Origin of the sequence: Gracilimonas sp., from assembly GCF_040218225.1 — a bacterium.
GTDB lineage: Bacteria > Bacteroidota > Rhodothermia > Balneolales > Balneolaceae > Gracilimonas.
On sequence record NZ_JAVJQO010000006.1, the window covers coordinates 202,274 to 228,593 of the forward strand.

22 protein-coding genes are annotated in these 26,320 nt (G+C 42.5%); 10 read left to right on the top strand and 12 right to left on the bottom strand.

Features of this window, described 5'->3' with window-relative positions:
• Positions 1 to 11: 11 nt before the first annotated feature.
• Entirely contained in the window at positions 12 to 947 is a 936-nt protein-coding gene (locus tag RIB15_RS08050) for a COX15/CtaA family protein (protein ID WP_350201633.1), read from the bottom strand.
• A gap of 81 nt (positions 948 to 1,028) precedes the next feature.
• On the opposite strand from RIB15_RS08050, the gene cyoE reads away from it, so the two are divergent.
• Positions 1,029 to 1,934 carry a heme o synthase gene (cyoE, locus tag RIB15_RS08055; RefSeq protein ID WP_350201634.1) on the top strand — a complete coding sequence of 302 codons (906 nt, stop codon included), beginning with the start codon at positions 1,029 to 1,031 and terminating at the stop codon, positions 1,932 to 1,934.
• A 17-nt stretch (positions 1,935 to 1,951) separates the two neighbouring features.
• On the opposite strand, the gene RIB15_RS08060 is transcribed toward cyoE, so the two are convergent.
• The 4 genes from RIB15_RS08060 to RIB15_RS08075 form a co-directional block, all read right to left on the bottom strand.
• Positions 1,952 to 2,914, bottom strand: coding sequence for an NAD(P)-dependent alcohol dehydrogenase (locus RIB15_RS08060; protein ID WP_350201635.1), 963 nt, complete (start codon positions 2,912 to 2,914; stop codon positions 1,952 to 1,954).
• 29 nt (positions 2,915 to 2,943) lie between these two features.
• Positions 2,944 to 4,380 carry an alpha/beta hydrolase gene (locus RIB15_RS08065; RefSeq protein WP_350201636.1) on the bottom strand — a complete coding sequence of 479 codons (1,437 nt, stop codon included), beginning with the start codon at positions 4,378 to 4,380 and terminating at the stop codon, positions 2,944 to 2,946.
• A gap of 64 nt (positions 4,381 to 4,444) precedes the next feature.
• Positions 4,445 to 5,482 carry an alpha/beta hydrolase gene (locus tag RIB15_RS08070; RefSeq protein ID WP_350201637.1) on the bottom strand — a complete coding sequence of 346 codons (1,038 nt, stop codon included), beginning with the start codon at positions 5,480 to 5,482 and terminating at the stop codon, positions 4,445 to 4,447.
• Positions 5,469 to 6,371, bottom strand: a complete 903-nt coding sequence (locus tag RIB15_RS08075; RefSeq protein WP_350201638.1) for an RDD family protein — start codon at positions 6,369 to 6,371, stop codon at positions 5,469 to 5,471. Before RIB15_RS08075 ends, RIB15_RS08070 begins: the two co-directional genes overlap by 14 nt.
• Between RIB15_RS08075 and RIB15_RS08080 the strand changes: the two genes are divergently transcribed.
• The 6 genes from RIB15_RS08080 to RIB15_RS08105 all read left to right on the top strand — a co-directional run bounded on the left by RIB15_RS08080 (position 6,334) and on the right by RIB15_RS08105 (position 12,546).
• On the top strand, positions 6,334 to 7,287 hold the full coding sequence (locus RIB15_RS08080; RefSeq protein WP_350201639.1) for a stage II sporulation protein M: 954 nt from the start codon (positions 6,334 to 6,336) through the stop codon (positions 7,285 to 7,287). The two genes, RIB15_RS08075 and RIB15_RS08080, sit on opposite strands and share 38 nt — an antisense overlap.
• The gene (locus RIB15_RS08085; RefSeq protein ID WP_350201640.1) at positions 7,284 to 8,108 is read left to right on the top strand and encodes a YciC family protein; all 825 of its coding nucleotides are present in this window, start codon (positions 7,284 to 7,286) and stop codon (positions 8,106 to 8,108) included. Before RIB15_RS08080 ends, RIB15_RS08085 begins: the two co-directional genes overlap by 4 nt.
• 8 nt (positions 8,109 to 8,116) lie before the next feature.
• Positions 8,117 to 8,818, top strand: coding sequence for a DUF4129 domain-containing protein (locus tag RIB15_RS08090; protein ID WP_350201641.1), 702 nt, complete (start codon positions 8,117 to 8,119; stop codon positions 8,816 to 8,818).
• Positions 8,818 to 10,020: a DUF4350 domain-containing protein gene (locus RIB15_RS08095; protein ID WP_350201642.1), complete on the top strand. Its 1,203-nt coding sequence runs from the start codon at positions 8,818 to 8,820 to the stop codon at positions 10,018 to 10,020. The genes RIB15_RS08090 and RIB15_RS08095 overlap by 1 nt, the downstream gene beginning before the upstream one ends.
• On the top strand, positions 10,017 to 11,045 hold the full coding sequence (locus tag RIB15_RS08100; protein ID WP_350201643.1) for an AAA family ATPase: 1,029 nt from the start codon (positions 10,017 to 10,019) through the stop codon (positions 11,043 to 11,045). Before RIB15_RS08095 ends, RIB15_RS08100 begins: the two co-directional genes overlap by 4 nt.
• Positions 11,046 to 11,205: 160 nt before the next feature.
• Positions 11,206 to 12,546 (top strand): DUF58 domain-containing protein, encoded by a 1,341-nt coding sequence (locus RIB15_RS08105; RefSeq protein WP_350201644.1) that lies wholly within the window; start codon positions 11,206 to 11,208, stop codon positions 12,544 to 12,546.
• A gap of 165 nt (positions 12,547 to 12,711) precedes the next feature.
• Here the strand turns inward: RIB15_RS08105 and RIB15_RS08110 are convergent, their stop codons facing one another.
• The 6 genes from RIB15_RS08110 to RIB15_RS08135 form a co-directional block, all read right to left on the bottom strand.
• A complete protein-coding gene (locus tag RIB15_RS08110) occupies positions 12,712 to 15,132 on the bottom strand; it encodes an alpha-ketoacid dehydrogenase subunit alpha/beta (RefSeq protein WP_350201645.1) in 2,421 nt (806 codons plus the stop codon).
• A gap of 238 nt (positions 15,133 to 15,370) precedes the next feature.
• Positions 15,371 to 16,762 (bottom strand): class II fumarate hydratase, encoded by a 1,392-nt coding sequence (locus tag RIB15_RS08115; RefSeq protein ID WP_350201646.1) that lies wholly within the window; start codon positions 16,760 to 16,762, stop codon positions 15,371 to 15,373.
• Positions 16,763 to 16,942: 180 nt separating this feature from the next.
• The gene (locus tag RIB15_RS08120; RefSeq protein WP_350201647.1) at positions 16,943 to 18,067 is read right to left on the bottom strand and encodes a GNAT family N-acetyltransferase; all 1,125 of its coding nucleotides are present in this window, start codon (positions 18,065 to 18,067) and stop codon (positions 16,943 to 16,945) included.
• A 23-nt stretch (positions 18,068 to 18,090) separates the two neighbouring features.
• A complete protein-coding gene (locus tag RIB15_RS08125) occupies positions 18,091 to 19,329 on the bottom strand; it encodes an aminotransferase class I/II-fold pyridoxal phosphate-dependent enzyme (RefSeq protein ID WP_350201648.1) in 1,239 nt (412 codons plus the stop codon).
• A gap of 208 nt (positions 19,330 to 19,537) precedes the next feature.
• Positions 19,538 to 20,719 carry a glycosyltransferase gene (locus tag RIB15_RS08130; protein ID WP_350201649.1) on the bottom strand — a complete coding sequence of 394 codons (1,182 nt, stop codon included), beginning with the start codon at positions 20,717 to 20,719 and terminating at the stop codon, positions 19,538 to 19,540.
• A gap of 13 nt (positions 20,720 to 20,732) precedes the next feature.
• Entirely contained in the window at positions 20,733 to 21,893 is a 1,161-nt protein-coding gene (locus RIB15_RS08135; RefSeq protein ID WP_350201650.1) for a glycosyltransferase family 4 protein, read from the bottom strand.
• 106 nt (positions 21,894 to 21,999) lie between these two features.
• Between RIB15_RS08135 and RIB15_RS08140 the strand changes: the two genes are divergently transcribed.
• From RIB15_RS08140 to mutY, 3 genes are read left to right on the top strand one after another with little or no spacing between them, the layout of a single operon-like run.
• Positions 22,000 to 22,974, top strand: a complete 975-nt coding sequence (locus RIB15_RS08140; RefSeq protein WP_350201651.1) for an NAD-dependent epimerase/dehydratase family protein — start codon at positions 22,000 to 22,002, stop codon at positions 22,972 to 22,974.
• Positions 22,975 to 22,978: 4 nt separating this feature from the next.
• Positions 22,979 to 24,514 carry an Ig domain-containing protein gene (locus tag RIB15_RS08145; protein WP_350201652.1) on the top strand — a complete coding sequence of 512 codons (1,536 nt, stop codon included), beginning with the start codon at positions 22,979 to 22,981 and terminating at the stop codon, positions 24,512 to 24,514.
• Between the two features lie 24 nt (positions 24,515 to 24,538).
• Positions 24,539 to 25,627: an A/G-specific adenine glycosylase gene (gene mutY, locus RIB15_RS08150; protein ID WP_350201653.1), complete on the top strand. Its 1,089-nt coding sequence runs from the start codon at positions 24,539 to 24,541 to the stop codon at positions 25,625 to 25,627.
• Here the strand turns inward: mutY and RIB15_RS08155 are convergent, their stop codons facing one another.
• Positions 25,628 to 26,191, bottom strand: coding sequence for a class I SAM-dependent methyltransferase (locus tag RIB15_RS08155; RefSeq protein ID WP_350201654.1), 564 nt, complete (start codon positions 26,189 to 26,191; stop codon positions 25,628 to 25,630). It abuts the gene before it with no gap.
• Positions 26,192 to 26,320 lie beyond the last annotated feature (129 nt).

Genomic DNA, 26,320 nt, shown 5'->3' on the forward strand with positions numbered 1-26,320 from the left:
CTCGTGCCTGATCAAATAGTCGCTGAGTAATTTCCTTTCTTTAGTACAAGAATCATCAAAAACTGCGTACAGACCATAACTGCCATCCCCAAAAGATGCAGCACCTGAAGCACACGGGGCATAGCTAAATAGTATAAACCCACTCCTATCAGTACCTGAAGAAAAACCAATGTTACATTTAGGTTACCCAGCTTTCTTATCCAACCTTCCGCTTTATTCTTCATCAAAATATAGAATAGCCAGACTGAAGCAAGTACCAACAGCCATGAAAAACTGCGGTGAATTGGAAATACTGAACCGATATTTTCGAGCCAGCTGCCACGCGGTGGAACTACAGCAGCATTTTTAACAACATCAATAGCTTCACGCACCTGAGTTCCCAGAACCAGCTGTATCATCGTCAGAGCTAATAAAATCCAAACCGTCCATAGTAACTTTGTTCTAAAACTTTCTTCGATCCTGATTTTGAACAAGTCACTGGTAGCTTCAAATGTAGCATATAGGAGCACCGTCACAATCACCATAGCTACAAGCATATGTGCTGTAATTAAGCCTTCATGAAGGCCGGTTCTCACAACTACACCGCCGAGCCATCCCTGAAAAAGTACGAGCACAAAAGCAGCAATGGAACTGTAAAAAACTGTAGGTTTCTCTTTTCTATACCTGGCCGAGAGCAGAAAAGTAGCCGTGATGAGTAATCCTATAACTACCCCGACCAATCGATTTACATACTCTATCCAGGTCTTCCACACATTGAACTGAGATTCATCAAAACCAGCCGGAAGGTCTGCTAAAGTAGTGGGAGGTATCCACATACCAAAGCATTTGGGCCAATCAGGACACCCTAGCCCTGCACCTGCAGCACGGACAAGTCCACCTACTAAAATTAAAAATAAGGTGGCTAAAACGGTGGTTATTGCTGTTTTCTGAAAAGCATTCAATTTCATAGCTGAAAGACTGTGAAGTATGAGGAATAATATTTAAATTTGGTGTTTGTAAACGTATTTATTTCGACCTATCAAATTTACATGAATTCAGCCGAAGATAACATTCTCATCAAGAGATCTTTTACGGATGTTATTACCGATTACTATCAACTGACCAAGCCCGGCATTACTATGTCGGTACTGGTTAGTATGCTGGTTGGTTTTATCCTTGGCAGTGGGGCTAACATCAATTTTGTGACGCTCATTCACGCTTTGATAGGAACTTATCTGATAGCTGCAGGTACCGGTGCTCATAATCAGTTTATCGAGCGAGTTTCGGACGGTTTGATGAAGCGAACTTCCAAACGCCCTCTCCCCGACCACCGAATCGATTCCAAAAGTGGAATGATATTTTCCTTGAGCCTGATTTTCTCCGGCTTATTATATCTAATCCTTCTGGTTAACCCTGTTGCGGGAACCGTATCCTTTTTCACAGCCTTGATTTATCTGGGTGTTTACACTCCAATGAAAAAAGTTTCACCCATAAATATCGCTATTGGAGCCATACCAGGAGCATTACCTCCTGTAGGCGGATGGGCTGCAGCAACTGGTAACATTGCTGAACCTGGGATGTGGCTGCTATTTGGAATTATGTTTTTCTGGCAGGTTCCTCACGTACTGTCAATTGCCTGGTTGTGTAAAGATGATTACTCTAGTGCAGGATTAAAGATGCTTCCACGTAAAGATGAGAAAGGTTACAAAATCATATTCTGGTCACTTATTTGCACACTATCTATATTTCCAGTGACCTTTGCCCTTTACCAGCTGGATATCGCCGGTATGCTCTTTTTGATTTTAGGATTACTCTTTGCAGCTGGCTTCCTCTTCTACACTATTAAATTTGGTATGAACCGAACCAAGGAAAATGCCAAAAAAATGATGTTTGCTTCCATCGCCTACCTCCCACTTGTTTGGATAGCCGTATTTGTGGATCGCTTTTTTGTATAAAGCCGAAATAAGATTCTTTAGGAAATCTTTATAACCACATTTCCTGTTTTCTCGCCGGTCTCTACATAGTGATATGCTTCTTTGATTTCATCAATAGCATAAGTCCGGTCAAGCACCGCTTGGTATTTTCCTTCTTCCATCAATTTTTTAATAAACCTGATGGTTGCACTAATATCTGAGGGAACGGGAAATTTTACTTTTTTCCCATCTGATCCTGAGGTAATAAGTGCCAAAAATGGATTCTGAATGTATGGCCCCAATTCAGATGAGATATAGATTCCTGAGGGCTTTAGCAGTGATTTACACTTCGAAAAGGTACTTTTACCCACGGCATCAAACACATAGTCAAACTCATCCGAAAGCCGTGTAAAGTCCTCTTTGGTATAGTCAACTACCGCATCCGCGCCAATAGATTTGAGTAAATCTAAATTCTTTGTATTGCCAACGGCTGTCACGGATGTCCCGAAATATTTCAAAAGCTGTACCATTGCAGAGCCAATAGCTCCGGTAGCACCATTTACCAAAATGTTATCTCCTCGCCTAAGCTCTACCTTATTGATAAAGTTATAAGCATAATGAGCACCCTCGAGTGAGGCGGCTGCATGCTCAAAGGAAACGCTCTCAGGTATCCTGGAAAACAATCCATCTTCATTGATGATCAAGAATTCCGCCTTTGATGCTAATCCGGAATCATTAAAACCAAATACTTTGTCGCCAACCTTATAGCTGTTTACTTCGGCGCCAATGGCTTCAACTTCTCCTGAAAAATCCGTGCCCGGAATCTTAATTTTGGGAGAGTTCAATCCATGAAAAAAACGCATAATAAAAGGCTTGGCCCTAAGAATCGCGCAATCCGTTCGGTTTACTGTAGATGCATGAACTTTCACTAATACCTGGTTTGGCGACGGAACAGGCTTTTCAATTTCCTGCAACTTCAGGACTTCCGGTCCGCCATATTTTTCATGCAGAATTGCTTTCATATCACCTTTTCTGGATTTATCAGGATTGTTTAGTTCTTAGAATATAAAAATCGAAGCATATCTGGCACCCGCTTTGCCCAGGCTCGTTCGTTATGAGCTGCTCCTTCCTCAATCACAAAATTAAGGTTTTCTTTAGACCAGCCTTTATTTAACAATGCTTTGTTCAGAGCCTTTGCACTTTCTACAGCTCCTTCTCCTTCTGCTGTTCCCATATCCAGCCAGATGTGCTGATTAGTTGCACCAGGCAGTTCGTTAACCTTACTGATAATCATCTGGCCATCCCACCAAACTGAAGGAGAAACCACCAGTAAATTACTGAATGTGTCCTGATACTCAAGTCCGAGATATAGCGTAATCAATCCACCAAGAGATGAACCTCCAAGCGAGGTAAATTCTCTTTCCGGCCTGGTTCGAAAATTCTGATCGATGAACGGCTTCACTTTCTTTATAATAAATCCACCATACAAATCACCATCCCCACCCATTGTTGGCTTACTTGCAACAACCTGGTTTACCTCCGTCTCTTTCACATCAAAAGTAAACGTGATCCCCGCTTGAGCAAGGAAAAATGCATGTTCAGATTCAGGAATTAGCGGCTGCCAAAATTGTCCACCCGGAATCATAGTCAAAAGAGTATCGTGTTTTGTTTTAAACCGAATCGTATCACCCTCTGTACTGATATAATTACCAGCAAATGCCTCAGGAAATGTGGTTCTTTCCTGACTTGATATGCGGTTTAGCTCGTATCTCCACACCTGTTCGGTTGGGGTATATTCATCAAAACGGTTTTGAGTATTTCCAATTCCCACAATAATAACCGGCTCAATCTCACCGGCTCGAATCAGCTCCTCCGCTGCCTCGTCCACTCTCCACTCCTGCCCGATCTCTGATGCATCAAATAATGCCTGCCCGTCATGCATATATAAAACCGGGTAACGCTGATTACTTTCTTTATAACCCGGTGGCAGATAGACATATAAATCTCTTGGCACGAGATTGTCACTTTGGAAATCCCTGAAAATTTCAACCTGACCGGTAATAGTAGTCGGGGCCTGTGGTGGTTCATCCGCCCACTTTAGCGTTACTTTATTTTTTACTCCTTGATAGATCATTGCTTCATGATTCCGCCCTTTCTGCCAACCATCATCAGGATTATTCACTCCATCTACTTTTATCTTGAAGGAAACCAGTAAGCTATCTGAGTGTAGATTAAAAGGTACGGCAACTTCATAAATCCCATCTTTGTCAGGATCTGATGCTTCAAAAGTATTTCCCCAGTTCAATGGAGACTGGTCACCCCGAATACCCACTATTTCTGTTCCGTGTTTTAGCCAGCCTTCAGAAATCGGCTCCGTCATATCCAGTGAGAAATAAACGGTGTCAACTGACTGGGCTGAGATATTGTGAGGAAAAAACAGATGGAAAAAGATCACCCCAAAAAGACCGTAACTGAGTAACTGACGCATAGATATTTTTATGAAATAAGGTTGGTTAATAAGCCGCAGAATATACGCCTTATACCTATTTGAGTTACTTATTTTTTAAGGTTACTTCCAAAAAACTGGTCACATGTTCCATCGTAGTCTCAAACCAGGGATGAAATAGCCAGAAAGAATGAGGAGCCTGTTCCAGCAGATGGGTCTCATTATAAATGCCATGCTTATTTAGGGCTACCGTCATTTCTTCTCTTCCAGCCAAAAACCGAGGGTAGGCACTTCCAATAAATAATGTAGGTGGTGAATCTTTGTTAACATGAGAAAGAGCTGAAGCTTCGATCCAGGTTTCCTGGGCTTCCTGTTGATCCCCTCCCAGCCACAACGAAGCAACTCTTCCCTCCTCCGACACCGGATGAATAAACGCCAGCACGCCATCTATATCAATCAACGCCTGTATAGTTGTAGAAGCTTTAGAAGTATCGGCCGGATCTTCAAACTTTGATTTATTCTGAGTGTTTGCAACCAAAGCGGCAATCTGACCGCCAGCCGAAGTACCCATAATCGCAATTTTATCCCGATTGATCTGATACTTTTCCGAATGATCCCGCATCCATTTCAGCGCTGACTTTACATCATAAATAGCCGCCGGATATTGGGCTTCCGGACTTAACCTGTATTCTACAGCAACGGCCACATAGCCTTCTGAAGCTAATCGCATTGAGATCTGCTTCATCATAGATTTGTTACCGGAAATCCATCCTCCACCGTGAACAATTAGTACTCCGGGCTTGATTTCTGAATTCTGTCTTGGTGAGTAAAGGTCAAGCTGAAGGTTGCGCTGACCCGTATTCTTAAAAACTATATCCTTTTGAATAGTGACCTCATTCTCCAGTTTTTGATCTACCAGTTCAATATCAGGATAGTTTTTTACGTATTTCTGATAGGCACTTTGTAGGGTGTAAGAAGTGTCGCGGGGAAAGTCCTGGGCAATTAAATCAGAACAACTGATTAAACACAATACTAAAATGGAAAAAATATAACTCTTCAAAACAGTCTGACTAAAAATTAATAATTCACAAACTCCAAAAATCCGCACCAACAGTGTCATCCGTGTTCCATTACCCTTTCCCATGAATAGCATTATAGTCTTTAATCACCGTTCGCAGGAAGTCGTCTCCGCTCATGCCATGATCTTCCACTCCTAAACGGTCTTCAATTTTTTTGCGGGTTTTTTGGAGCATAAGAAACCAGTTGTCATAATCGTAATGTGAGCGGGAATCCAGTACTTCACGAATAATCCGAATATCTTTGTCATTCAGTTCGGCTACCTGCTTGAATTGAGGTTCATAAGCATCGGCTATTTTAGAATACAGGGTGTTATCAAGGTTCACTTTTTTGCGTTCTTTAATCACACAGGTTTTTCCAAGGATGTCTCCCACCCTTTGCCCTTTTCCATTCAGCAGAATAGTTACAAAAGCCAGTACTCCGCTGGTCATCGATATTTCGATAAGCCTGAACATCCATCGGATAATATATCCGCCAAGATTGGCCCGGGTCCCATCTATTTTAACCACCCGAATGCCAACAATCTTTTTACCCAGGCTATATCCATTCGAAATGACCTCAGAGACAAGGTGATAGAGCATCAAAGGCAACACCAGTATGATATAAAGCACCCATATTGAATCCTCAAAATTTCCCGCTGTGGACGGACCAATATCATTGGCATAGCCCCAGATCCAAATTACCACCAGGTAGTAAATCCCTATAAAAAAGGCATCCAGAAAGAAAGCAAGGATGCGCTCCCCCACTCCGGCAGGTTCGTAGCTAAGTTTAACATGTTGCGATGTTTCAATACCTACCATAAGTGCTGATTTATTAGGATTTCTGTGGTTTCGGATTGGTTTTGATTTGTTATCTTCCTGCACACAAACGAGCGCCAAGTTAGGCTCATGTATGTTAAAACGAAAGTGAATTCGCTGAATGAGAGAAGTTGCCTTTTTACGAAAAAATGCGGACAAGTGGAAGGAGTTTGAGCAGCTGCTGAAGGATAAATCGCAGGATGATCCCGATAAACTAGCTGACCTGTACATTGAGCTGAATGCTGACTTAGCCTACGCCCAGGCGAATTATCCCGGCAGCAAAACCGAGGAATATTTGAATCAGCTTTCGGTGGCGGTTCACGATGAAATATATCGCTCGAAAAAAGAAGAGACGAATCGTATTGTTACTTTCTGGACTCGTGAGCTTCCCGAGCTTTTTGCTACTAAGCAGAAAGAACTGCTCTACAGCTTTATCGTTTTTAGTATAGCCATAGCAATCGGGGTTTTATCTTCTATAAATGACCCTTCATTTGTACGCTATATCATGGGCGATGCGTATGTAAACATGACCATCACCAATATTGACCGGGGTGATCCGCTGGCTGTATATAAAGAGGCCGAAGAAATGAATATGTTCTTCGCCATTACCATCAATAATGTCCGGGTTTCTTTCTATGCTTTTGCAAGTGGGCTGTTAACCTCATTGGGGGTTGGCATGGTTCTGTTGAATAATGGAGTGATGGTGGGTGCATTCATACACTTTTTTGCTAAATATGGATTAGTTACTGAAGCCCTTCGTGTGATTTTCATCCATGGTATTCTGGAGCTTTCAGCCATTGTGATTGCCGGAGCAGCAGGGTTTGTAGTAGGCAACGGTTTTTTATTCCCGGGTACTTTTTCAAGAAAAGAATCCTTCATCAAAGCCGGGAAAGAAGGGTTAAAGATGATTATTGGTTTGGTCCCCGTTTTTGTGGCTGCCGGTTTATTGGAATCGTTTGTAACCCGCTATACCGAAATGCCACTTTGGTTGAGCTTATTCATAATTTTAGGTTCATTAGCCTTTATTCTATGGTATTTTGTATATCTGCCTAACACTTTAAAATCAAAAAAATGAGCGAATTCAAACTTCAAAAATATCGTGATCTCGGGGGTATTTTAACCGATTCATTTGCTTACATCAGGGTACATTACAAAAGCCTTGGCAAAGCTCTGGGACTTCTGGTTTTGCCTTTCTATATCATTTCCGGGCTGCTAGTTGGCAGCGGATATTCCAGCTTTTTCACTGCCATAATGGATAACCCGGATGCTTCTGCTGATGCTCTCTTTAGTGGGGACTTCCTGATTGGAATGCTGCTCCTGGCCTTTTCATCCGGGGCCTTATTAACGGTTTCTTTGACCCATATTAAGCTTGCACAGGATACCAACGATGTTCGTTTTGAACAGATTTTCAATAATTTCGGGCGCAATTTCTTTACGCTGCTGGGGCTATATATCCTGATTATCATCATTGTATTCTTCGGGTTTATGTTTTTCATCATCCCCGGTATTTATTTTGGAATCAAACTTTTTGTGGCTCCGGCCATTGCTGTAATCGAACAACGAAATCCCTTTGACTCCATCAGCCGGTCCTGGGATTTAGTACAAGGTCATTGGTGGTTTACTTTCGCCACTTACCTGGTAATGAACATTATCACTTCCTTCATGTCGTATGTGTTGATTATTCCCATGTCCATAATATTTGGCTTCCTTGCCGCTTCAGGCGCTGAAAACTCAGCAATGATTGGTACCGGAATGGGACTTTTTTACGGACTGCTTATCGTAGTGGCTTCTTTGTTTTCCGTCCTGATGCTGATTGCTATGGCCTTGCAGTACTTCAACCTAATCGAACGGAAAGAAGGCAGAGGCCTGCGCGAGCAAATTGAGGAGCTGGGTTGATATACAGATTGCTGTTCATACTTTGTTTTTTACTTCCTGCAAATGTATTCGCTCAGGATTCATCCGCAATTCAGTTCCGGCCTGATAGCAGTGAGGTTAACATCAGAACCATCGATACTTCAACTCTCGATAGCCTGACCCGCGAAGATGTTTTTGCTTATAACGAACAAGCCAAAAACCCTGAAACTTTATGGAGCCGTATACAGCAGTGGATTTTTCAGATTTTGGCGTGGATTTTCAGCAGCCCATGGGCTTCAATTACCATTCGGATTATATTCTTTACAATTTTCGGAGCCCTTCTATTTGCCCTGATAAATCAGATGATGGGAGGAAATCTGACCTCTTCATTCTCAAAGAAAAAAGCCGGTCAGGCACTCTCTCTGAATATCGGTGAGTCCGAATTATCTAAAACCGATTATGATGAAATGCTGCAGGCGGCACTCTCAGAAACCCGCTATCGTGATGCCGTCCGTATTCTGTACCTGAAGTCATTACAGCAGCTCAATGAACATGAACTCATCACCTGGAAACCCGACAAAACCAATCACGATTACCTGCGGGAACTAGGAAGCCACCCCTCTCGCAGTTTCTTCAATAAACTCACGACCTATTATGAGTATGTGGAATACGGAGATTTTAAGATCGATAAGACCGGCTTTGAAACGGTTCAGAATGTATATCATCAATTTAAAGATCAGGCCGGATCATAGTGTTTAAAAAAGAACGTACATACTATTTCATCCTTGGCGGACTGATCTTTATTTATGTCCTTGCCCAGATCTTAAGACCAAGACCTTTGGACTGGACCGAAAGCTTTTCTTCCGAAGATAAAATTCCCTATGGAGGGTACCTTATTCAGAATCTGCTTCCTGCCGCATTCCCTGATGATCAGATAACTATTAACAGATCTCCAATTTTTGAATACGCTGACACTACCAATCCCCGGAAAAACTGGATTTTCATCAACAAAAGTTTTGGTATCGATCGCTGGGAAACCGACATTTTACTTTCGCTGGTTGAACAGGGAGCGAGCGTTTTTATTGCTGCACGTACCTTTGAGCAAGCACTTCAGGACAGCCTTGAAATCGGTACGTACTTGAACAATCCCTTTTTAACCAGTGGCTCTATTCTGGATGAAGACACCGCTCACGTTAACTTTACCAACCCTCAACTGAAAACAGAATCCGGTTTCCCTTACTATCAAAGTACAACCGAAACCTATTTTTCCAGTTTCGATTCCACTTTTCAGGTTACTTCTCTTGGGGTAAATGACGAAGGGAATCCTAATTTCATCAGAATTCAGTTTGGTGAGGGTGAGCTGTTTCTTCACTCCAATCCCACCCTTTTTACCAACTACTTTGTGCGGGAAGAATCCGGAGCAGATTATGCACTAAAAGCACTTTCCTATTTGCCGGAACGGGAAACCATTTGGGATGAATATTATAAAGATGTGCGCCTCGCTGGAGGAAGTGTTGTTCGATATGTAGTATCTGAAGAACATCTCAGTTGGACCTGGTTCATCAGTCTAAGCGGGGTTTTGTTATTTATGATATTCAGAGCCAAACGGAAGCAGCAAATTATTCCTAACATTGAAGCCCCAAAAAACTCCAGTATTGAATTTGCCCGAACCATAGGAAGCCTGTATCTCGAGAAAGGTGATCACAAGCTAATTGCTGATAAGAAAATCCGGTTCTTCTTTGATTATATTCGATCCAATCTTGGACTGGATACTTCTGAAATTGATCGTGAAAGAAAACATGATATAGCCCTCCGGTCTGGGATTGAAGAGACTGAAATACAAGCACTTTTTGATTTGATTGATAAAATTTCAAGTCAGGATAACATCAACCAAAAAGAATTAAAATTGTTAACCGAACGAATTGACGAATTCTATAACCTGAGTCAACGATGAGTACAGAAGAAAAAGATCCCACAAACGAACAGCCATCAGCTGAAAACGAAGAAAAAGCGCCCTTTGAGAGCCGCACCGATTTATCCGGCGTTGAGAAACTGGTGGAAAGCATCCGCACCGAAATCGGTAAAATCATTGTCGGTCAGCATCGTATGGTCGATTTACTCATAGCTGCCCTACTGGCCGATGGTCATGTGCTGATTGAAGGCGTTCCGGGTGTAGCCAAAACCCTGACTACCAAATTGCTGGCCCAAACCATCAGTGCTGATTTTTCACGTATTCAGTTCACGCCCGACCTGATGCCGGCTGATGTTATCGGAACATCGGTATTCAATCCTAAAACCACCGACTTTGAGTTCAAAGAAGGACCAATATTTTCAAATCTTGTTCTAATTGATGAGATCAACCGTTCTCCGGCAAAAACACAGGCTGCACTTTTTGAGGTGATGGAAGAGCGGCAAATTACTGTGGACGGAAAAACCTATTTTATGGAGCCTCCTTTTATGGTTATTGCCACCCAAAACCCGATTGAACACGAAGGAACCTATCGGCTTCCTGAAGCACAATTGGACCGTTTTTTATTCAGGATTGATGTACCCTACCCATCCCTTGATGAAGAAGTAAAGATTTTATCCGGAAGTTATTCCCGAAAAAACAAGCTGGATATCAGCGCTCTCGATAAAGTGATCTCCGCAGAAGAAATCGCCAAGCAACGTAATGTAGCCGCTTCGGTTCATGTAGAGCCCGAGCTGATGAAATACATTGCCCAGATTATTCAGAATACACGAAATAGCAGTTCGGTATCGATAGGGGCTTCACCACGTGCATCCGTATTTGTGATGAAAGCTGCACAAGCATGGGCTGCAATGAACGGCCGGGATTTCATCACTCCGGAAGACGTGAAAGAAGTTATCAATCCCGTACTTCGCCACCGTATCACGCTCACTCCCGAAAAAGAAATGGAGGGAATGAAGCCCGATCAGGTAATACAGATTATCTTAGAAAAGGTGGAAGTCCCGCGGTAATTGACATAATTTTCCTCTCCCCGGGGGGATTAAGGGGTGGGTCAATATTTGTAAAGACAACGAAGTTGAATCAAACATAACCCTCACCTTTGTTTCCTCTCCTCTGAGAGGAAGACTCTTTACCTAAAATTTTGCGCTTGAAGAAAAATAATAACTCACAATGAACCCACTGACCATTTTAAAACAACTGCATCTCAGCAACCTGTTTTTCCAGGTACTGGCAGGAGTAGCTCTGGCCTTCCTGGTGGGATATTTTGTGCCAGCTATTGGGGCTTTTGCTGAAGTGCTGTTCTTCGGTTTTGCAGTGATATTTGGTGTCGACCTTGTTCTTTTATTTAGCAGGAAAGTGCCGGTTTCCGGAAGACGAATTGTAACCCAGCGGCTCTCCAATGGAGATGAGAACACAATCCGGTTACAATTAACCAATAAATTTAACTTTTCAGTACAGGCAGAGATAATTGATGAAATCCCGCATCAGTTTCAAATCCGGGACTTTAATATTGCAGCCTCTCTAGAGCCGGAACTAAAAAAAGAATTCACTTATGAACTGCGCCCGACCGAACGCGGCGAATATGATTTTGGTGACATGAATATATTCCTGAATACAGGAATTGGATTTGTGATGAGGAAATTCAGCATCGCTGCAAAACAAACGGTTCCGGTATACCCCTCTTTCATTCAGATGCGTAAATTTGAGATGTACGCCATTTCAAACCGGCTGACGGACATTGGCATCAAGAAGATACGCAGAGTGGGCCATACCATGGAATTCGACCAAATCAAGGAATATGTGCGGGGCGATGATGTCCGTTCTATCAACTGGAAAGCTACCGCGCGTGCCAACGACCTGATGGTAAACCAGTACCAGGATGAGCGATCCCAAAATGTTATAAATGTAATTGACATGGGTCGGGTGATGAAAATGCCTTTTGACGGACTTCATCTCCTCGACTACGCCATCAACACAAGCCTGGTGATTTCAAACATTGCACTTATCAAGGATGATAAAGCAGGGTTGGTTACTTTCTCTAATAATGATTCTGTGGTGGTTAAACCGGAGAAAAAGCGTACGCACATCCAGCGCATTCAGGAAGCTTTGTACAACCTCAACACCAATTTTCTGGAATCAGACTACGAGCGACTGGTAGTGTCTCTTCGAAAGCATGTAAATCAACGAAGCCTGGTATTGCTTTATACCAATTTTGAGACTTTTTCATCCATGGAGCGGCAACTTCCTTATCTTCAGCGCATTGCCAAAGATCATTTGCTGGTCACCATCTTTTTTGAAAATACTGAAATGACCAAACTGCTCCATGAAGAGTCGAAAACAATTGGCCAGATTTACACCAAAACTATTGCAGAGAAATTCGCCTTCGAGAAAAAGCAGATTGTGAAGGCTTTAAATCAACGTGGCATTCAAACCATCCTCACTCCACCCAAAGAGCTTTCGGTAAATGCCATTAATAAGTATCTTGAGCTAAAAGCGCGGGGGCTTATATAACAACTATTAGCTAGCAGGCTTTAGCTGAAAAGTTGTGACAAATTAATAATTCAATGTCATTCCTGCGAAGGCAGGAATCTGCTTGTCTTCAAGTGCATTTTCTTAGAATAAAAACCAGATCTCGAGCATTCGCCGCGAGAAGACTACAAATAATTGACAGCTACTTTAATAAATAGCCGGAAAGCGCTCCGTATCTGCCTTTCGCATCATTTCGTAAATTGCTTCGAAGATATCCTCGGCGTTGGGCTTGCTGAAGTAATCTCCATCAGAAGCGTAGGCCGGACGGTGGTCATGAGCTGTCAGGCATTTTGGTTCTGAATCCAGATCAAAATATCCACCCTGCTCTTCGAGTACCTTATGCAATATGTACGCCGAAGCTCCGCCCGGAACGTCTTCATCCACAATTAAGAGACGATTGGTCTTACTGAGTGATTTTCCAATTACATGATCCAGATCAAAAGGCATAAGCGTTCTCACATCAATCAGCTCGATGGAAATTCCGGCATCCTCAAGTTGCGGTATAATGCTTTCCACAATATTGAAGGTCGATCCATATGAAACTACCGTAATATCGTTTCCTTCGTTGATTATCTCAGGTTTGCCAAGCGGCGTCGTGAATTCACCTAAATTGGAAGGCATATCTTCTTTGAGGCGGTATCCATTCAGAGGTTCAACAATAATCGCAGGATCATCTCCCTGCAGTAATGTATTGTAGAATCCGGCTGCTTCCGTCAGATTTCTCGGAACACACAAATGCACACCCCGGGCTCCGCTGGTTATCATTCCCATTGGGGAACCTGAGTGCCAGATTCCTTCGAGTCGGTGGCCACGAGTTCTTACAATTAATGGCGCAGCCTGCCCTCCTTTAGTTCGATATCGGAGTGTAGCAAGATCATCCGAAATTCCCTGAAAACAATACAAAAGATAATCCAGGTACTGAATCTCAGCAATGGGCCGAAGTCCGCGAATCGACATCCCAATTCCCTGTCCTAAAATCGTAGCTTCACGGATTCCGGTGTCGCTCACGCGAATCTCGCCGTATTTATCCTGCATTCCTTCCAGTCCTTTATTCACGTCACCAAGTTTCCCAGAGTCTTCTCCAAAAACCAGTGTATTCGGATATTTCTCAAAAATAGCATCAAAGTTTTCGCGAATAACCAACCGGCCATCCACACGTTCCGGATCTTTAGGATATTCCGGCTTCACCTCTTCTATGTTCAATGGTGAATATGGAGTCTGGCTATATAAATGAGAATTATAGCGCTCTTTATTTTCTGCCCTATAATCGCTGACCCAATCAGCCAGTTCCTGGCGTGCAGAGCCCTTTTTACCCGCTGTTACCGCCAACGACTTTCGAGCCGCTGACAAAATATCTTTGCGCATTGCATTCGGGTAATTCTTAAGTTTTTTAGCAAAGTCACCCAGTTTCTCAACACCACTTTCGTCTTTCAGTTTATTGATCAGATCAATAACAGTGGATTTCTCTTTTTTTATGGGGTCCATGAACGCTTTCCAGGCTGCTTTCTTGGCTTCATTGATTTCATCCTGTGCCTCTTCTTCCAGCTTATCCAGTTTATCAGCCGTAGCAATATCATTCTCTAAAATCCATTGGCGAAGTCGTTCAAGGCAACAATACTCTTCTTCCCACTTCAGTCTTTCTTCTGATTTATAGCGCTCATGTGAACCGGAAGTGGAATGTCCCTGTGGTTGTGTTACTTCCTGTACATGAATTAAAACCGGCACGTGCTCTTCACGCGCAATCTTTTCCGCTTTTTGGTAAGTCTCGATGAGTGCCTCATAATCCCAGGCTTTTACCCTCAGAATTTCATACCCATCTTCATCCTTGGTTCTCTGGAATCCTTTGAGTACCTCAGAAATATTCTCTTTGGTAGTTTGGTATTTCTTAGCCACAGAAATACCAAAGCCATCATCCCAAACCGACATGATAATGGGCACTTGCAAAACACCGCCTGCGTTGATGGTTTCCCAGAATACTCCCTCAGAAGTACTTGCATCACCGATGGTACCGAAAGCTACTTCATTTCCTTTATTGGAAAACTTCTTCCATTCCTTGCCTTTCAGCGCTTTCTCGTTACGGTATACCTTAGAGGCTTGAGCCAGTCCTAAGAGACGTGCCATTTGTCCGGCTGTTGGCGAAATATCTGAAGCCGTGTTTTTGGATTTGGTTTGATCAATCCAGTTGCCCTCATTATCCACCAAGCGAGTTGCAAAGTGGGAATTCATCTGTCTTCCGGCTGAATTTGGATCGGCTTCTACATCAGCGTGGGCATAAAGCTGTGCAAAAAGCTGTTGGGGAGTTACTTCCCCTATTGCCATCATAAAAGTTTGGTCTCGATAATAACCGGATCGGAAATCACCATTCTTAAAAACTTTGGCCATTGCAATCTGCGGCACTTCCTTTCCATCTCCAAATATCCCGAACTTGGCTTTTCCGGTGAGTACTTCTTTTCTACCGATCAGCGACATATGCCGGCTTACCCAACCCAGTTTGAAATCTGCAAGGATTTCCTTTTTCTGAGCAGCGGTAAACTTACTTTTTGTCGTCTTTTCTTTTACTTGAGCCATTATTTGATTTTAGTTCTGAATATTTAGGAAAGCGCCCTTCCAAAAGGGGCGATATAATACGGAAAAGCGCTTTTTTATGAAACAGTCTCTATCGTCTTTATCGTTCTTTTTCTGTTAAATTATGATGAATTTTGAGCTTAACCATATTCTTCAAAAGCTAACCCTTCAAGGGTTAATTTGTTTTAAAGCTATGGCTGGAATCCTTAAAAACCCTTGAAGGGTTTATATCAAAATTTACCTACTCAGTGAAACCTCCTTTAGTCATTTTTATTGGATCTAATGCCTTATCAAGTTCTTCATCCGAAAGATCAGTCATTTCTTTGGCCACTTCTTTTAGAGCTCGTCCTTCTGCAAAAGCCTTTTTGGCAATCTTGGCTGCCTTATCATACCCAATAATTGGATTTAAAGCTGTAACCAGGATCGGATTTTTCTCAACCATAGATGCAATATTCTCTTTTCTTACCGTAAGTTTGGAGACGGATCGGTCGGCCAGGTTACGTGCTGCATTCGCCAGAATGTCGATTGACTGAAGCAGGTTGTGTGCCACTACGGGCAGCATCACGTTAAGTTCAAAATTTCCAGCCTGCCCGCCAATAGTCACTGTGGCATCATTACCAATTACCTGTGCGCAAACCATAGTAAGTGATTCTTCGATCACCGGATTCACTTTTCCAGGCATAATTGAAGAGCCTGGTTGTAGAGCGGCTAGCTCAACTTCACCAATTCCACTGTTTGGACCAGAATTCATCCAGCGAAGGTCATTCCCGATTTTCATCAAGCTAACTGCAATAGTTTTAAGCTGTCCACTTAGCTCAACGGGCGCATCCACGGTAGCCTGTGCTTCAAAATGATTTTCAGCTTCAGTGAATGTTTCGCCGGTGAGTTCAGAAATTTTAGCTGCGAATTTCTTCCCGAAATCTTTGTGTGTATTAATTCCGGTTCCAACTGCAGTTCCGCCCTGAGGTAGTTCGCTTACTCTCTCCAGGGCCGATTCAACCCGCTTGATTCCCAATTCAACCTGGCGGGCATAGCCACTGAATTCCTGCTCAATGGTGACCGGCATGGCGTCCATGAGGTGAGTTCGTCCGGTTTTAACTACGTCGGCATATTCTTTTCCCTTTTCAATGAAAGCCTTGTGCAGATGTTTCAGCGCCGGGATCAAATCATTGTTTACAGCCTTAACTGCAGCTACCCGAATAGTCGTTGGTATTACATCATTGGAGCTTTGTCCATAGTTGATATGATCGTTTGGGTGGATATTTACATCCAGGTTTTTCTTCAGCTCATTGGCCCGGTGAGCAAGTACTTCGTTTGCATTCATATTCGTGGAAGTACCCGAACCCGTTTGAAAAATATCGATAACGAATTCTTTGTCGTGCAGTCCGTCAATTACTTCTTGCGAAGCAGCTTGAATAGCTTCAGAAACTCCTTCATCCAGAAGTCCCAGTTCAGCATTCACCGCTGCGGCCGACTTCTTCACAAAACCCAGCGCCTCAATAAACTCACGGCTGAATTTGATTCCGCTTACCGGAAAATTGTCGTGTGCACGCTGGGTTTGAGCTCCATACAAGGCATCTTTCGGAACTTTAACTTCACCCATGGAATCTTTCTCGATACGATATTCACTCATTCTTCTGCTTTCTTCTTTAAATGTTGAGAATTACACGCCCCAAAATGATTCAAAAACGCTGAGCGTTCGGGGCAAACAAAATTTTACTTGATAGCCTTAAGAAGATAAGGAAAAACTATGTAGATGTTGTGAATCGGATGTTAAAAAGAAGGGATGCCTTAAGAAATAATGGCTGAGCGGTTAAAGCTCTTTCGAGTACATTCGGTAGGTCTTATCCAAAGAACCCCCGATGCGTTCAGCTACGCGAATCATTTCAGGGTTTGATTCCAGAATCCAGCTGAGTTCGGAAACGGTTTTACCTTCGGTTTCCAGTCCATTTTGGATAGAACGCTGATGGAGAAGGGCATCGATTCCTTTGCCCTGCCATTCCGGTAGTACGCCCATTAATGCTGTCCGGAGTCCTTTTACCCGGCTTTTACCCCAAAGGAGCTTGATAAATCCAAATGGAAAGAGTTTTCCATTCATCCCCTTGAGAATTTCATTGATATTGGGAAGTCCAATGGAAAAAGCTACCGGTTCACCTTTTATCTCCGCGATATGAGCATAATCCGTATCTACAATCATTTTAAGGTCTTTACCCGCTGCCTGGAATTCTTCTTCGGTTAGCGGGATGAAGCCCCAATTATCTTTCCAGGCCTTATTAAAGATTTCCCGGACAATTTTAATCTCGGAATCCATCTTTTTCAAATTTACCGGACGGATATTCAAATCAGGAAGTCGCTTCTTAACTATTTCCATCGCCCGGTTCATGCGATCTACAGCTACCGTTTCAGTATCCACGATATAGGCATACATATCCATTTCTTTACTGAATCCGGCGTTCCTGATCAGCTCATCATAATAAGAAAAGTTGTATGGCATCATGATATATGGATCTTTATCAAAACCGTCAATCAAAACACCAATAGTGTCCATCATACTGGGACTGGCCGGTCCCACTACTTTATTCATTCCCTTATCGCGAAGCCAGTCTTCAGCTACACGGAATAGTAAATTCGTGGTATGCTGATCATTTATACTTTCGAAAAAACCGAAATGGCCGGTTTTTGTACCATGAAATTTATTAAAGCGATGATCTATAATAGCAGCTATTCGCCCGACGTCTTTGCCGTCTTTCTCGGCTATGAATAAAGCTATTTCAGCATTATTGAAGAAAGGATTCTTGTTGGTATCAATCAGTTTTTTCTGATCCATTCTGAGTGGCGGCACCCAATGTTCTTCGCCTTCATAAAATGGATAAATGAAATTGGTAAATCGTTTCTTTTCCTCTTTGGTTGAAACGAAGGTTACCCCTGAACTATTCATACAGCCTGGATCAGATTATTATATTATTCAATTGCTGAATGACCATTTCTGTCGATCACGCCATGCTTTAAACCAACTTTACGGAAAGCTTCCAAAATTTGGTCAAGATGTTCATCTGTATGACTGGCCATATAACTGGTTCTCAATAGAGATTGCCCTTGTGGCACAGCCGGAGGAACAACAGCATTTGTATAAACGCCTTCCTCAAACAGATCTTTCCAGAATTTGAAACAGCTCATCATTTCCCCAATTACAACAGGGATAATTGGACTTTGACTACTCCATACATTAAATCCTAATGCGCGCAGTTCTTTGCGCATATAATTGGCTATTTCCTCAAGGCGTACTAACCTCCAGGGTTCCTCCTGAAGAATTTCCAGAACTTTAAGTACGGTAGCAACATTGGCCGGCGGCATGGATGCACTAAAGATATGCGCCGGTGATTTATGGCGAATGTATTCAATTACAGGACGATCACCTACCAAAAACCCTCCTAAAGAGGCGAATGATTTTGAGAACGTTCCGCTGATTAAATCGACTTCATCGGTCAGGCCAAATACAGAGGCTGATCCCCTTCCACCTTCACCAACAACTCCAATAGCGTGAGCATCATCAAGATATAGGCGGGCATTAAATTCTTTGGCTAGTTTTACCAGTTCAGGTACTTTAGCCAGTGTTCCTGACATGGAGAAAACCCCATCTGTTACAATGATTTTTCCGGCATCAGGGTCGGCCCGTTCCAGAAGCTTTCGAAGCTGATCCATATCGTTATGTTGATAACGCATAGTTTTTGCATTCGAAACAAGGGTACCAACAACAATACAAGCGTGATTATCCTTATCCGAAAAAATAATATCGTTACGATCAGCTATAGTCTGTATAGAGCCTTCATTGGTTTGATAGCCGGTACTGAAAAGCACACACCCTTCCTTACCCATAAACTTGGCTAATTTATCCTCCAGCTCGAGGTGACTGTCGAGCGTACCATTTAAGTAGCGGGAACCTGTACAACCGGTTCCATATTTTTTAAGCGCATCTTGTGCAGCTTTAATAGTACGCTGATCGTTGGTGAGGCCTAAGTAATTATTAGACCCAGCCATAATTACTTTTTTGCCTTCAATTTCAACTATGGTACCATCGGTGGCTTCGAGAGGTTTAAAGTACGGATACAGCCCCATCTCTTTGACTTCATCCGCTTTTGTAAAATTAAAAGCCTTGGAAAAAATGTCTGATTTTGTGGCGCTGGATTTTTTATCGGCCATTCGGTAATTCCTTAACAAAGATTCTAAATAAACAGCGAAATATAGCCAGTATTAAATTTCTATCAAATTTTCGCTAACTCGTTATTACGAACTGATCGCTGTAAAATAAGTTCAAATTTCGTGCTGAAGATAAGAAATATATCGGTCTGCTACTGAATTCTAAAAGTGTAATTAACATCAAAATTCACAGAATTCAAAAATTCTGCTTTCAGCGTTTATAAAGCTGTTTTTTTTGTTCTACTAACTGCTCGTATTTATTAAAAAGAAGTTTGAAATGATCATCCATTGTTCCTATTTCTTCTTGAGCAGCCGTTTTGCATGCTTCAACCATCTCCTCTCTGTCTCTTGAGGTAATATCAAGCAGGGCACCTTTTAAGGATTCCGAGTTTCCGGCTTTAAAGGTTTCGGCAATATCAGGATTGGCAATATCACCAGCCCCTCCCCTTTTGGGAACAACCACAGGCAAGCCACTGCAAACTGCCTCGGCCACTACAATGCCATACGTTTCTGCTGATGAGCCATGAACAAAATAATCGCATGAAGCGAGGATATTTGCCAGTTCATCGCGGTTTTCCGTAAAACCCATCAGCTTAACATGCGGAGTTTTGTTCGCTTTAAAATCCACATACTTTCGTATGGGTCCGTCGCCGAAAACAATCAGTGCCATTGGCTTTTCTTCCGCGGCTGCATGAAAGCCATCGATTAGAGAGCCCAGTCTTTTTTCGGGGTGATGACGACTTATGGCAATCATCAATTTAGCTGATTCAGGCAACCCAAAATCTGCTAATAGTTTTTTCCGGAGCTCTGTATCTCTTCTGCCAGGAGAAAAGAAATCTTTATCTATTCCAAATGGGACTGGGATTGGGTTATGCACTCCATAATTATCAATGCGTTCGCCCAACCATTCGCCACTTACAATGGTCGCATCAAAATTATTGCTGAGCCGCTGGAGGTACTTCCAATAGAAACCAAACAGCTTGTCAACCCGATCAAAGCCGAGCATATTTCCAAATATAGTATGAGGGTAAGCAGCAACCGGATCCTGATGAAAAATGAAGGTCTTAACAGCCTCTCCTTTCCATCTGCCAGCAAACCATCCACCCGTCCAGGGGGAGGAACCCTCAACCACATCAGGATTTTCACGATCCAAAATTTCATGAACGGCTTTTTCGCGCCACAAAATATAATAGCGCCAGTCTACCGGTAGGCGCGGGCCTTTAACCCAAATCACCCTTCCTCCATAGCGTTCTTCTTCTCCCCAATCCTCACCAGGAGCAACGATTACAATTTCATGGCCATGTTTTTTCCCAGCCTGCAATTTTTGGTTGATGTAGGTTTTTACCCCACCTCCCTGATCTGTATAAAATTCGGCGACGTCAATGATTTTCATGAACTAAAATTTTTTATAGATAGGTTTGTGGCACCGGAAGTTCTAACGCTTCTTTGTAATTCTGCACCAGCTCACCATTAATCTCATCCCACTCATATTGTACTGCCTTGTCACGGGAGGCTTTCTTCATTTTGTTACGAAGATTTGAATCAGAGACGATAATGGCTAATTTTTTGGCAAAATCTACTTTGTTCTCGGGTTCAGCTAGTCCTCCATTCACTCCGTGTTCAACCAGGGATTTACTTCCTGTAGCATCAGCAACCAGACAAGGCAACCCACTACTCATGGCTTCCAGAGTAACATTTCCAAAAGTTTCGGTATGAGATGGAAAAAGGAATACATCACTGCTAGCATAAGCTCTTGCCAGGCTTTCCCCTTCCAGAAATCCGGTATAATGTGCTTCAGGCATTAATCTCTGTAATTCTGCTTTAGCAGGTCCATCACCTACAACCAGCGCCTTAACTTTTGAATTTTTAGATGCTACTTGCTGCACACTATGCCGAAAGGTATCCAACTCTTTTTCCCAAACAAGCCGGGATACAAAGGTCACAATAATATCATCGTCTTCAAATCCAGCACCTCTCCTCCATTCCAGGTCTCTTTTTTCAGGTGAAAACAATTTTGTATTTACTCCTCTTGCCCAAATTTTCATGCCTTCATTAAAGCCATGAGTTTCCAATTCGTCAATCATTGACTGTGACGGCACATACACATGAGAACAGGAATTGTAAAACCAGCTCAAATACCGCCAGGCAATAAACTCAATAGGCGTGAGACCATAATACTTGAAGTAGCTTGTAAAATGTGTGTGATAGGAACCAACTACCTGAACATTATTTTTTTGTGCCCACAACAATGCCTTATATCCGGCCAGGTCTGGCGTTGCAATATGAACAAGAGTTGGATTGAAGTCTTCCAGTTCCTTAATTGACCTGGCTGAAATCCCTATTGGTACTCTATACTCTCCACGCCCAGAAACAGGCATCCTAATGGAGGGAACTGAAACCAAGCGCCCATTATGTTCGAGCGCCGGCTCTTTTACTGTTGGACCAAATACCAAAACTGGTATTCCCTGATCTTCTAAATATTTCACCAACCGATTCAACGTAAGCGAAACACCGTCTTTGATGTGATTATAGTTGCCTGTAAAAAGGGCGACTCTTAATTCTTTCATAAAAATTTAAAAGCAGAAGGTAGATTTGTATCTTAATTACTCGGCGATGATTTTCGCTGAAAACTCTTTTTTTATCCTAAACAATTCGCCAAATATAAGGAAATAAATGAAAGCCTTTGTAACCGGAGGAACAGGTTTTATTGGAAGTCACCTGGTTGAAGCTTTAATCAAATCTGAAGACTATGACGAGGTTCGATGCCTGGTAAGAAGTGACGAGAAATGGCTGGCTGGGCTAAACTTCAAAAAGATCTCCGGAGATCTTCAAAACCTTAACGCTTTATCGAAAGGACTTGAAGGTGCGGATGTAGTATTTCACATTGCCGCTATCGTAAAAGCTCCCACAAAAAAAGAGTTTACTCATGCGAATGTAGATGCCACCGAAAACTTAGTGCGACTAGCCCAGAAAAAGGGCGTCAGGAATATGGTGATTTTATCTTCATTGGCGGCAGCAGGTCCTAGTAAAGGATCCCCAAAAACTGAAGGTGAACCCATGAATCCGGTGAGTATGTACGGTGAGTCAAAAAAAGAGATGGAAGCCCGCATCAAGAAAGCCGTTGGTAAAGATGACAGTATTAAAATCATCCGCCCGCCTGCTGTTTACGGACCTCGTGAAGATCAGATTTACTCTTTCTTTCAGGCTTTTTCAAAAGGAATCTGCCCTATCGTAGGCGATGGGAACAATCCCCGTGTTTCAATGGTGTATGTAAGTGACTTAGTAATAGGAATTATGCAGGCGGCTCAAAAAAAGGATACTGGCATACATACCTATTTTATCTCCGGTGAAGGCACCCATTCCTGGAATGAGATTCGTGCCATTACTTCTAAAGTAATGGGTAAAAAAGCCATCCCGATTAAGATTAAACCTAAGTTGGTTAAGAAAGCGGCAACTGTAATTGAAAATGTAGCATCATTAATTGGGAAATATCCCGTTATTAATAAAGAAAAAGCTAATGAGTTAATTCTGGAGTGGACTTGCTCCTCAGAAAAAGCTCAAAAAGAATTAGATTACGATCCCAAAGTTTCACTGGCAGAAGGAATCTCCAGAACAGTCCACTGGTATAAAATGCATAATTGGTTATAGTATTATGAAATTTATTGTAAGGATTACCCTGATATTCACATTTACTTTCATCTCTTATGCTCAGGTACACGGACAAGAGAAATTAGTCCAGAATTATTCCCGAATGATGGAAATTCCGGACGTTTCAGCAATGGAATCCTCTCCTACACATCTTTATATATTGTCTGAAAGTGAAGGGATGGCTGTTTTCAGAGCCTACCCGGATTCATTGCAATGGCTTTATACTTCTTCGGGTATGCAACGCAGGGGAAACAAGATCATGGCAGATATCCGCTTTGCTTACCTCTTCGGTGACTCCAGAAGACTTACGGTTCTGGAACCCACTTCGGTGTTGGGAGTCTATTCCTCCACTATTTTACCGGCTCAACCCAGAGCTGCGGCTCGCTTGAAGAACAGTTTGTACATAGCGTTAGGAGAAGAAGGACTGGGACGCATTTCACTTGAGTCGCCGGAGTCGGTAGATTCTGATCCCGAGTCTGTAGCTAAGAATCAGATAAAAGGAGCTGAAGTTTTAGATTTACGATCGTCCAACGTGAGCAATCAGCTATTTGTGTTAACGGATGCTCCTTCCTTACTTGTTTTTAATCAACAGGACAGTACCCTTCGTATTTCAGAAAACATTTCTCTGCGAAAGCCCCTCGAACAAATTTTTATAGATCAGGAACGGGTTTGGGGAAGCACTGTAAACGGGGAGATCTTTGAGATAAGATCATCGGGAACGGGGAAAAGAATTGGAGTTACCAATGAGTCTGTAAATCATATCTCAAGCTGGAATGGAAGGTTGTTTGTAAGAACAGCTTCAGGTCGGGTATGGACCACTGATGAATCTGGTCTTCTTGAAATATGGAAAGATGATCAAAGCGCCGGGAATTATCTGGCCAACAGCGCTAGCCGAATTTGGATTTCAGAAAATGATAATATTTCTGAAATCATCCTGAAGGAAAAAAGAACCAATGATTCACCTGTTACATCTGGTGACTTTAAAATAAAGAGTATCCCAAATCAGGTTATCACCTATCCAAATCCACTTATTTTAGCCTTTGAAATGGAAGGCAATTATCCCGCAGGACAGGTTGAGTTTTCTTATCGGTCGAATGCACAAAACGCTAAGATCCGAAAGCAGGGGTTTTTCTGGCAGCCAACAGTAAATCAGGTTGGAAATTTTTGGTTTAATATTGTCGCCACCAATGCCGAAGGTCAATCGGACAGCACCCGCTTTGTTGTAGATGTACGTTCTTTTAATGCCCCTCCCCGTTTTAGCCCTGTCCGTTCTACTTCTATTGCAGTAAATGAAAAGTATATCCTTCAGTTTAATGCAACCGACCCCGAAAATCCTCAAAATTCATTAGTCAGATATATTGGGGTTGATATGCCTGATGGCGCAACTATTAATGAAAAGACCGGTGAATTTACCTGGACCCCAACTGAACGACAGGTAGGAGAATCTACGTTTAAAGTGATCGCAACAGACAGACTTGGAGCTGCATCTTCCATTGATGTAACTTTAAACGTTCTCAACATCTCCCGTAGTGGTGAATAGTAATTTCAGAACTTATTTTCTCTTTTGAACAATAACGACTTTTCGCATTCCCTGTTAAAGTGGTACAAAGATCATAAACGCCAAATGCCCTGGCGGGGTGAAGCCGATCCCTATAAAATTTGGGTATCTGAAATAATGCTTCAGCAAACCCGTGTTGAACAGGCAACTCCCTACTTCCAGAATTTCATTTCTTTATTTCCTACTGTTTTTGATTTAGCTAATGCTGACCAGCAGGAAGTTCTGAAAGCTTGGGAAGGGTTAGGCTATTATAGCAGAGCCCGTAACCTTCATACCGCAGCTAAAACTGTTGTGAATGAATATGATGGCGAGCTTCCTGACACCTACGACGAAATCATCAAATTGAAAGGAATTGGACCTTACACTGCTGCTGCAGTAACCAGTATCGCATTCAACAAACCAAATGCTGTGGTTGATGGAAATGTGATTCGCGTGTTAACGAGATACTTTGGTATTGAAGATGACATCCGAAGTACCAAAACGAAAAACAAAGTTCAGGACTTTGCTAACGAGCTGATTGATGAAGAAAATCCGGCCGATTTCAATCAAGCGATGATGGAAGTGGGTTCTATTGTCTGTAAACCATCTAACCCAAACTGTTCTGAATGCCCGGTTCATTCAGGTTGTGTTTCCTTCAAGATGGCCAAAACGGATTCGATTCCCTATAAATCACCCGCAAAGAAAAAGCCCCATTACACGATTGGAGTTGGCATTATTGAGGCCGAAAATGGAAAATTATTGATAGCCTTACGTCCTGAAGATGCTATGTTGGGGGGACTTTGGGAATTCCCGGGCGGAAAACAAAAAGACGGGGAAGAAATCCAGCAAACTGTAGAGCGGGAAATGAATGAAGAGCTCGGGGTTCAGGTAAAAGCCTACAAAGAACTGATGAGCCTGAAGCACACCTATTCTCACTTTTCCATTACCATGCATGCGTGGATGTGTAAATTAGTTTCAGGGGAACCTCAGCCTAAGTCAAGCCAGGAAATACGCTGGGTTAAGCATGCTGAATTAGAACAATATCCTTTTCCAAAAGCCAATAAAGTACTCACAGAACGCCTTATGAATAAAGGACAGGGTGAGTTGGAAATTTAATTACTTAATGGCGACCCCTGCGATATGAGGAATGATGGGTATAAACAGCGTTGAATGAGAAAATTCGTCCTGTTTGATTTCACTGAATCCTGCCATTAGTATGATTCGCCCCGTATCCCTTGTCACATTACATCCATCAAAGAACCACTTCCAGGAGTTTTTCACCGTTCGCTGAACTTTACATACCCAACTATGTTTATGTGCTCTGACATGCTCCAGATAAAGAAACTTTCCTTCAGGTTGAAGAATTCTTTTTACCTCAGACAGAACCTTTGGCGGATTCTTAACCGAGCACAGCACTAAACTGCTGATCACCATTGCAGCAGAACCATCGGAAAGAGGAATTTCTTCTGCCACCGATTCATAGATTTCCAGATTGATTCCATACTTTTCAGCCCGGTGATTCAAAACGTTTTTAAATCCTGCATTTGGCTCAATCACTTTTACTTTAGTGCCCTCTCTCAGGTATCTGAAATTAGCCCCATATCCTGCCCCAATTTCCACAAGAACATTTGGGTGGTCTTTGAATAAAGCTTCTTTACGCCTACCATACTGCGAATGCATGTAGTTATCTACTATGCCGAAGAACCAATTTTTTATAAACTGAATCAATTCGCCTTGTTTTTGTTTGGTAGATGAAGGGTTCGAAATTGCGAACCCTGTATTTATCGGCTTTTGTAACCAATACTTTAT

Bases quoted from the DNA above. Each gene is read 5' to 3' on its own strand.
- RIB15_RS08080 (WP_350201639.1), top strand. From the start codon at position 6,334: ATGAGAGAAGTTGCCTTTTTACGAAAAAATGCGGACAAGTGGAAGGAG.
- RIB15_RS08135 (WP_350201650.1), bottom strand. From the start codon at position 21,893: ATGAAAGAATTAAGAGTCGCCCTTTTTACAGGCAACTATAATCACATC.
- cyoE (WP_350201634.1), top strand. From the start codon at position 1,029: ATGAATTCAGCCGAAGATAACATTCTCATCAAGAGATCTTTTACGGAT.
- RIB15_RS08145 (WP_350201652.1), top strand. From the start codon at position 22,979: ATGAAATTTATTGTAAGGATTACCCTGATATTCACATTTACTTTCATC.
- RIB15_RS08085 (WP_350201640.1), top strand. From the start codon at position 7,284: ATGAGCGAATTCAAACTTCAAAAATATCGTGATCTCGGGGGTATTTTA.
- RIB15_RS08120 (WP_350201647.1), bottom strand. From the start codon at position 18,067: ATGAATAGTTCAGGGGTAACCTTCGTTTCAACCAAAGAGGAAAAGAAA.
- RIB15_RS08125 (WP_350201648.1), bottom strand. From the start codon at position 19,329: ATGGCCGATAAAAAATCCAGCGCCACAAAATCAGACATTTTTTCCAAG.
- RIB15_RS08065 (WP_350201636.1), bottom strand. From the start codon at position 4,380: ATGCGTCAGTTACTCAGTTACGGTCTTTTTGGGGTGATCTTTTTCCAT.
- RIB15_RS08105 (WP_350201644.1), top strand. From the start codon at position 11,206: ATGAACCCACTGACCATTTTAAAACAACTGCATCTCAGCAACCTGTTT.
- RIB15_RS08100 (WP_350201643.1), top strand. From the start codon at position 10,017: ATGAGTACAGAAGAAAAAGATCCCACAAACGAACAGCCATCAGCTGAA.
- RIB15_RS08115 (WP_350201646.1), bottom strand. From the start codon at position 16,762: ATGAGTGAATATCGTATCGAGAAAGATTCCATGGGTGAAGTTAAAGTT.
- RIB15_RS08140 (WP_350201651.1), top strand. From the start codon at position 22,000: ATGAAAGCCTTTGTAACCGGAGGAACAGGTTTTATTGGAAGTCACCTG.
- RIB15_RS08155 (WP_350201654.1), bottom strand. From the start codon at position 26,191: ATGCATTCGCAGTATGGTAGGCGTAAAGAAGCTTTATTCAAAGACCAC.
- RIB15_RS08070 (WP_350201637.1), bottom strand. From the start codon at position 5,482: ATGGGAAAGGGTAATGGAACACGGATGACACTGTTGGTGCGGATTTTT.
- RIB15_RS08050 (WP_350201633.1), bottom strand. From the start codon at position 947: ATGAAATTGAATGCTTTTCAGAAAACAGCAATAACCACCGTTTTAGCC.
- RIB15_RS08110 (WP_350201645.1), bottom strand. From the start codon at position 15,132: ATGGCTCAAGTAAAAGAAAAGACGACAAAAAGTAAGTTTACCGCTGCT.
- RIB15_RS08060 (WP_350201635.1), bottom strand. From the start codon at position 2,914: ATGAAAGCAATTCTGCATGAAAAATATGGCGGACCGGAAGTCCTGAAG.
- RIB15_RS08130 (WP_350201649.1), bottom strand. From the start codon at position 20,719: ATGAAAATCATTGACGTCGCCGAATTTTATACAGATCAGGGAGGTGGG.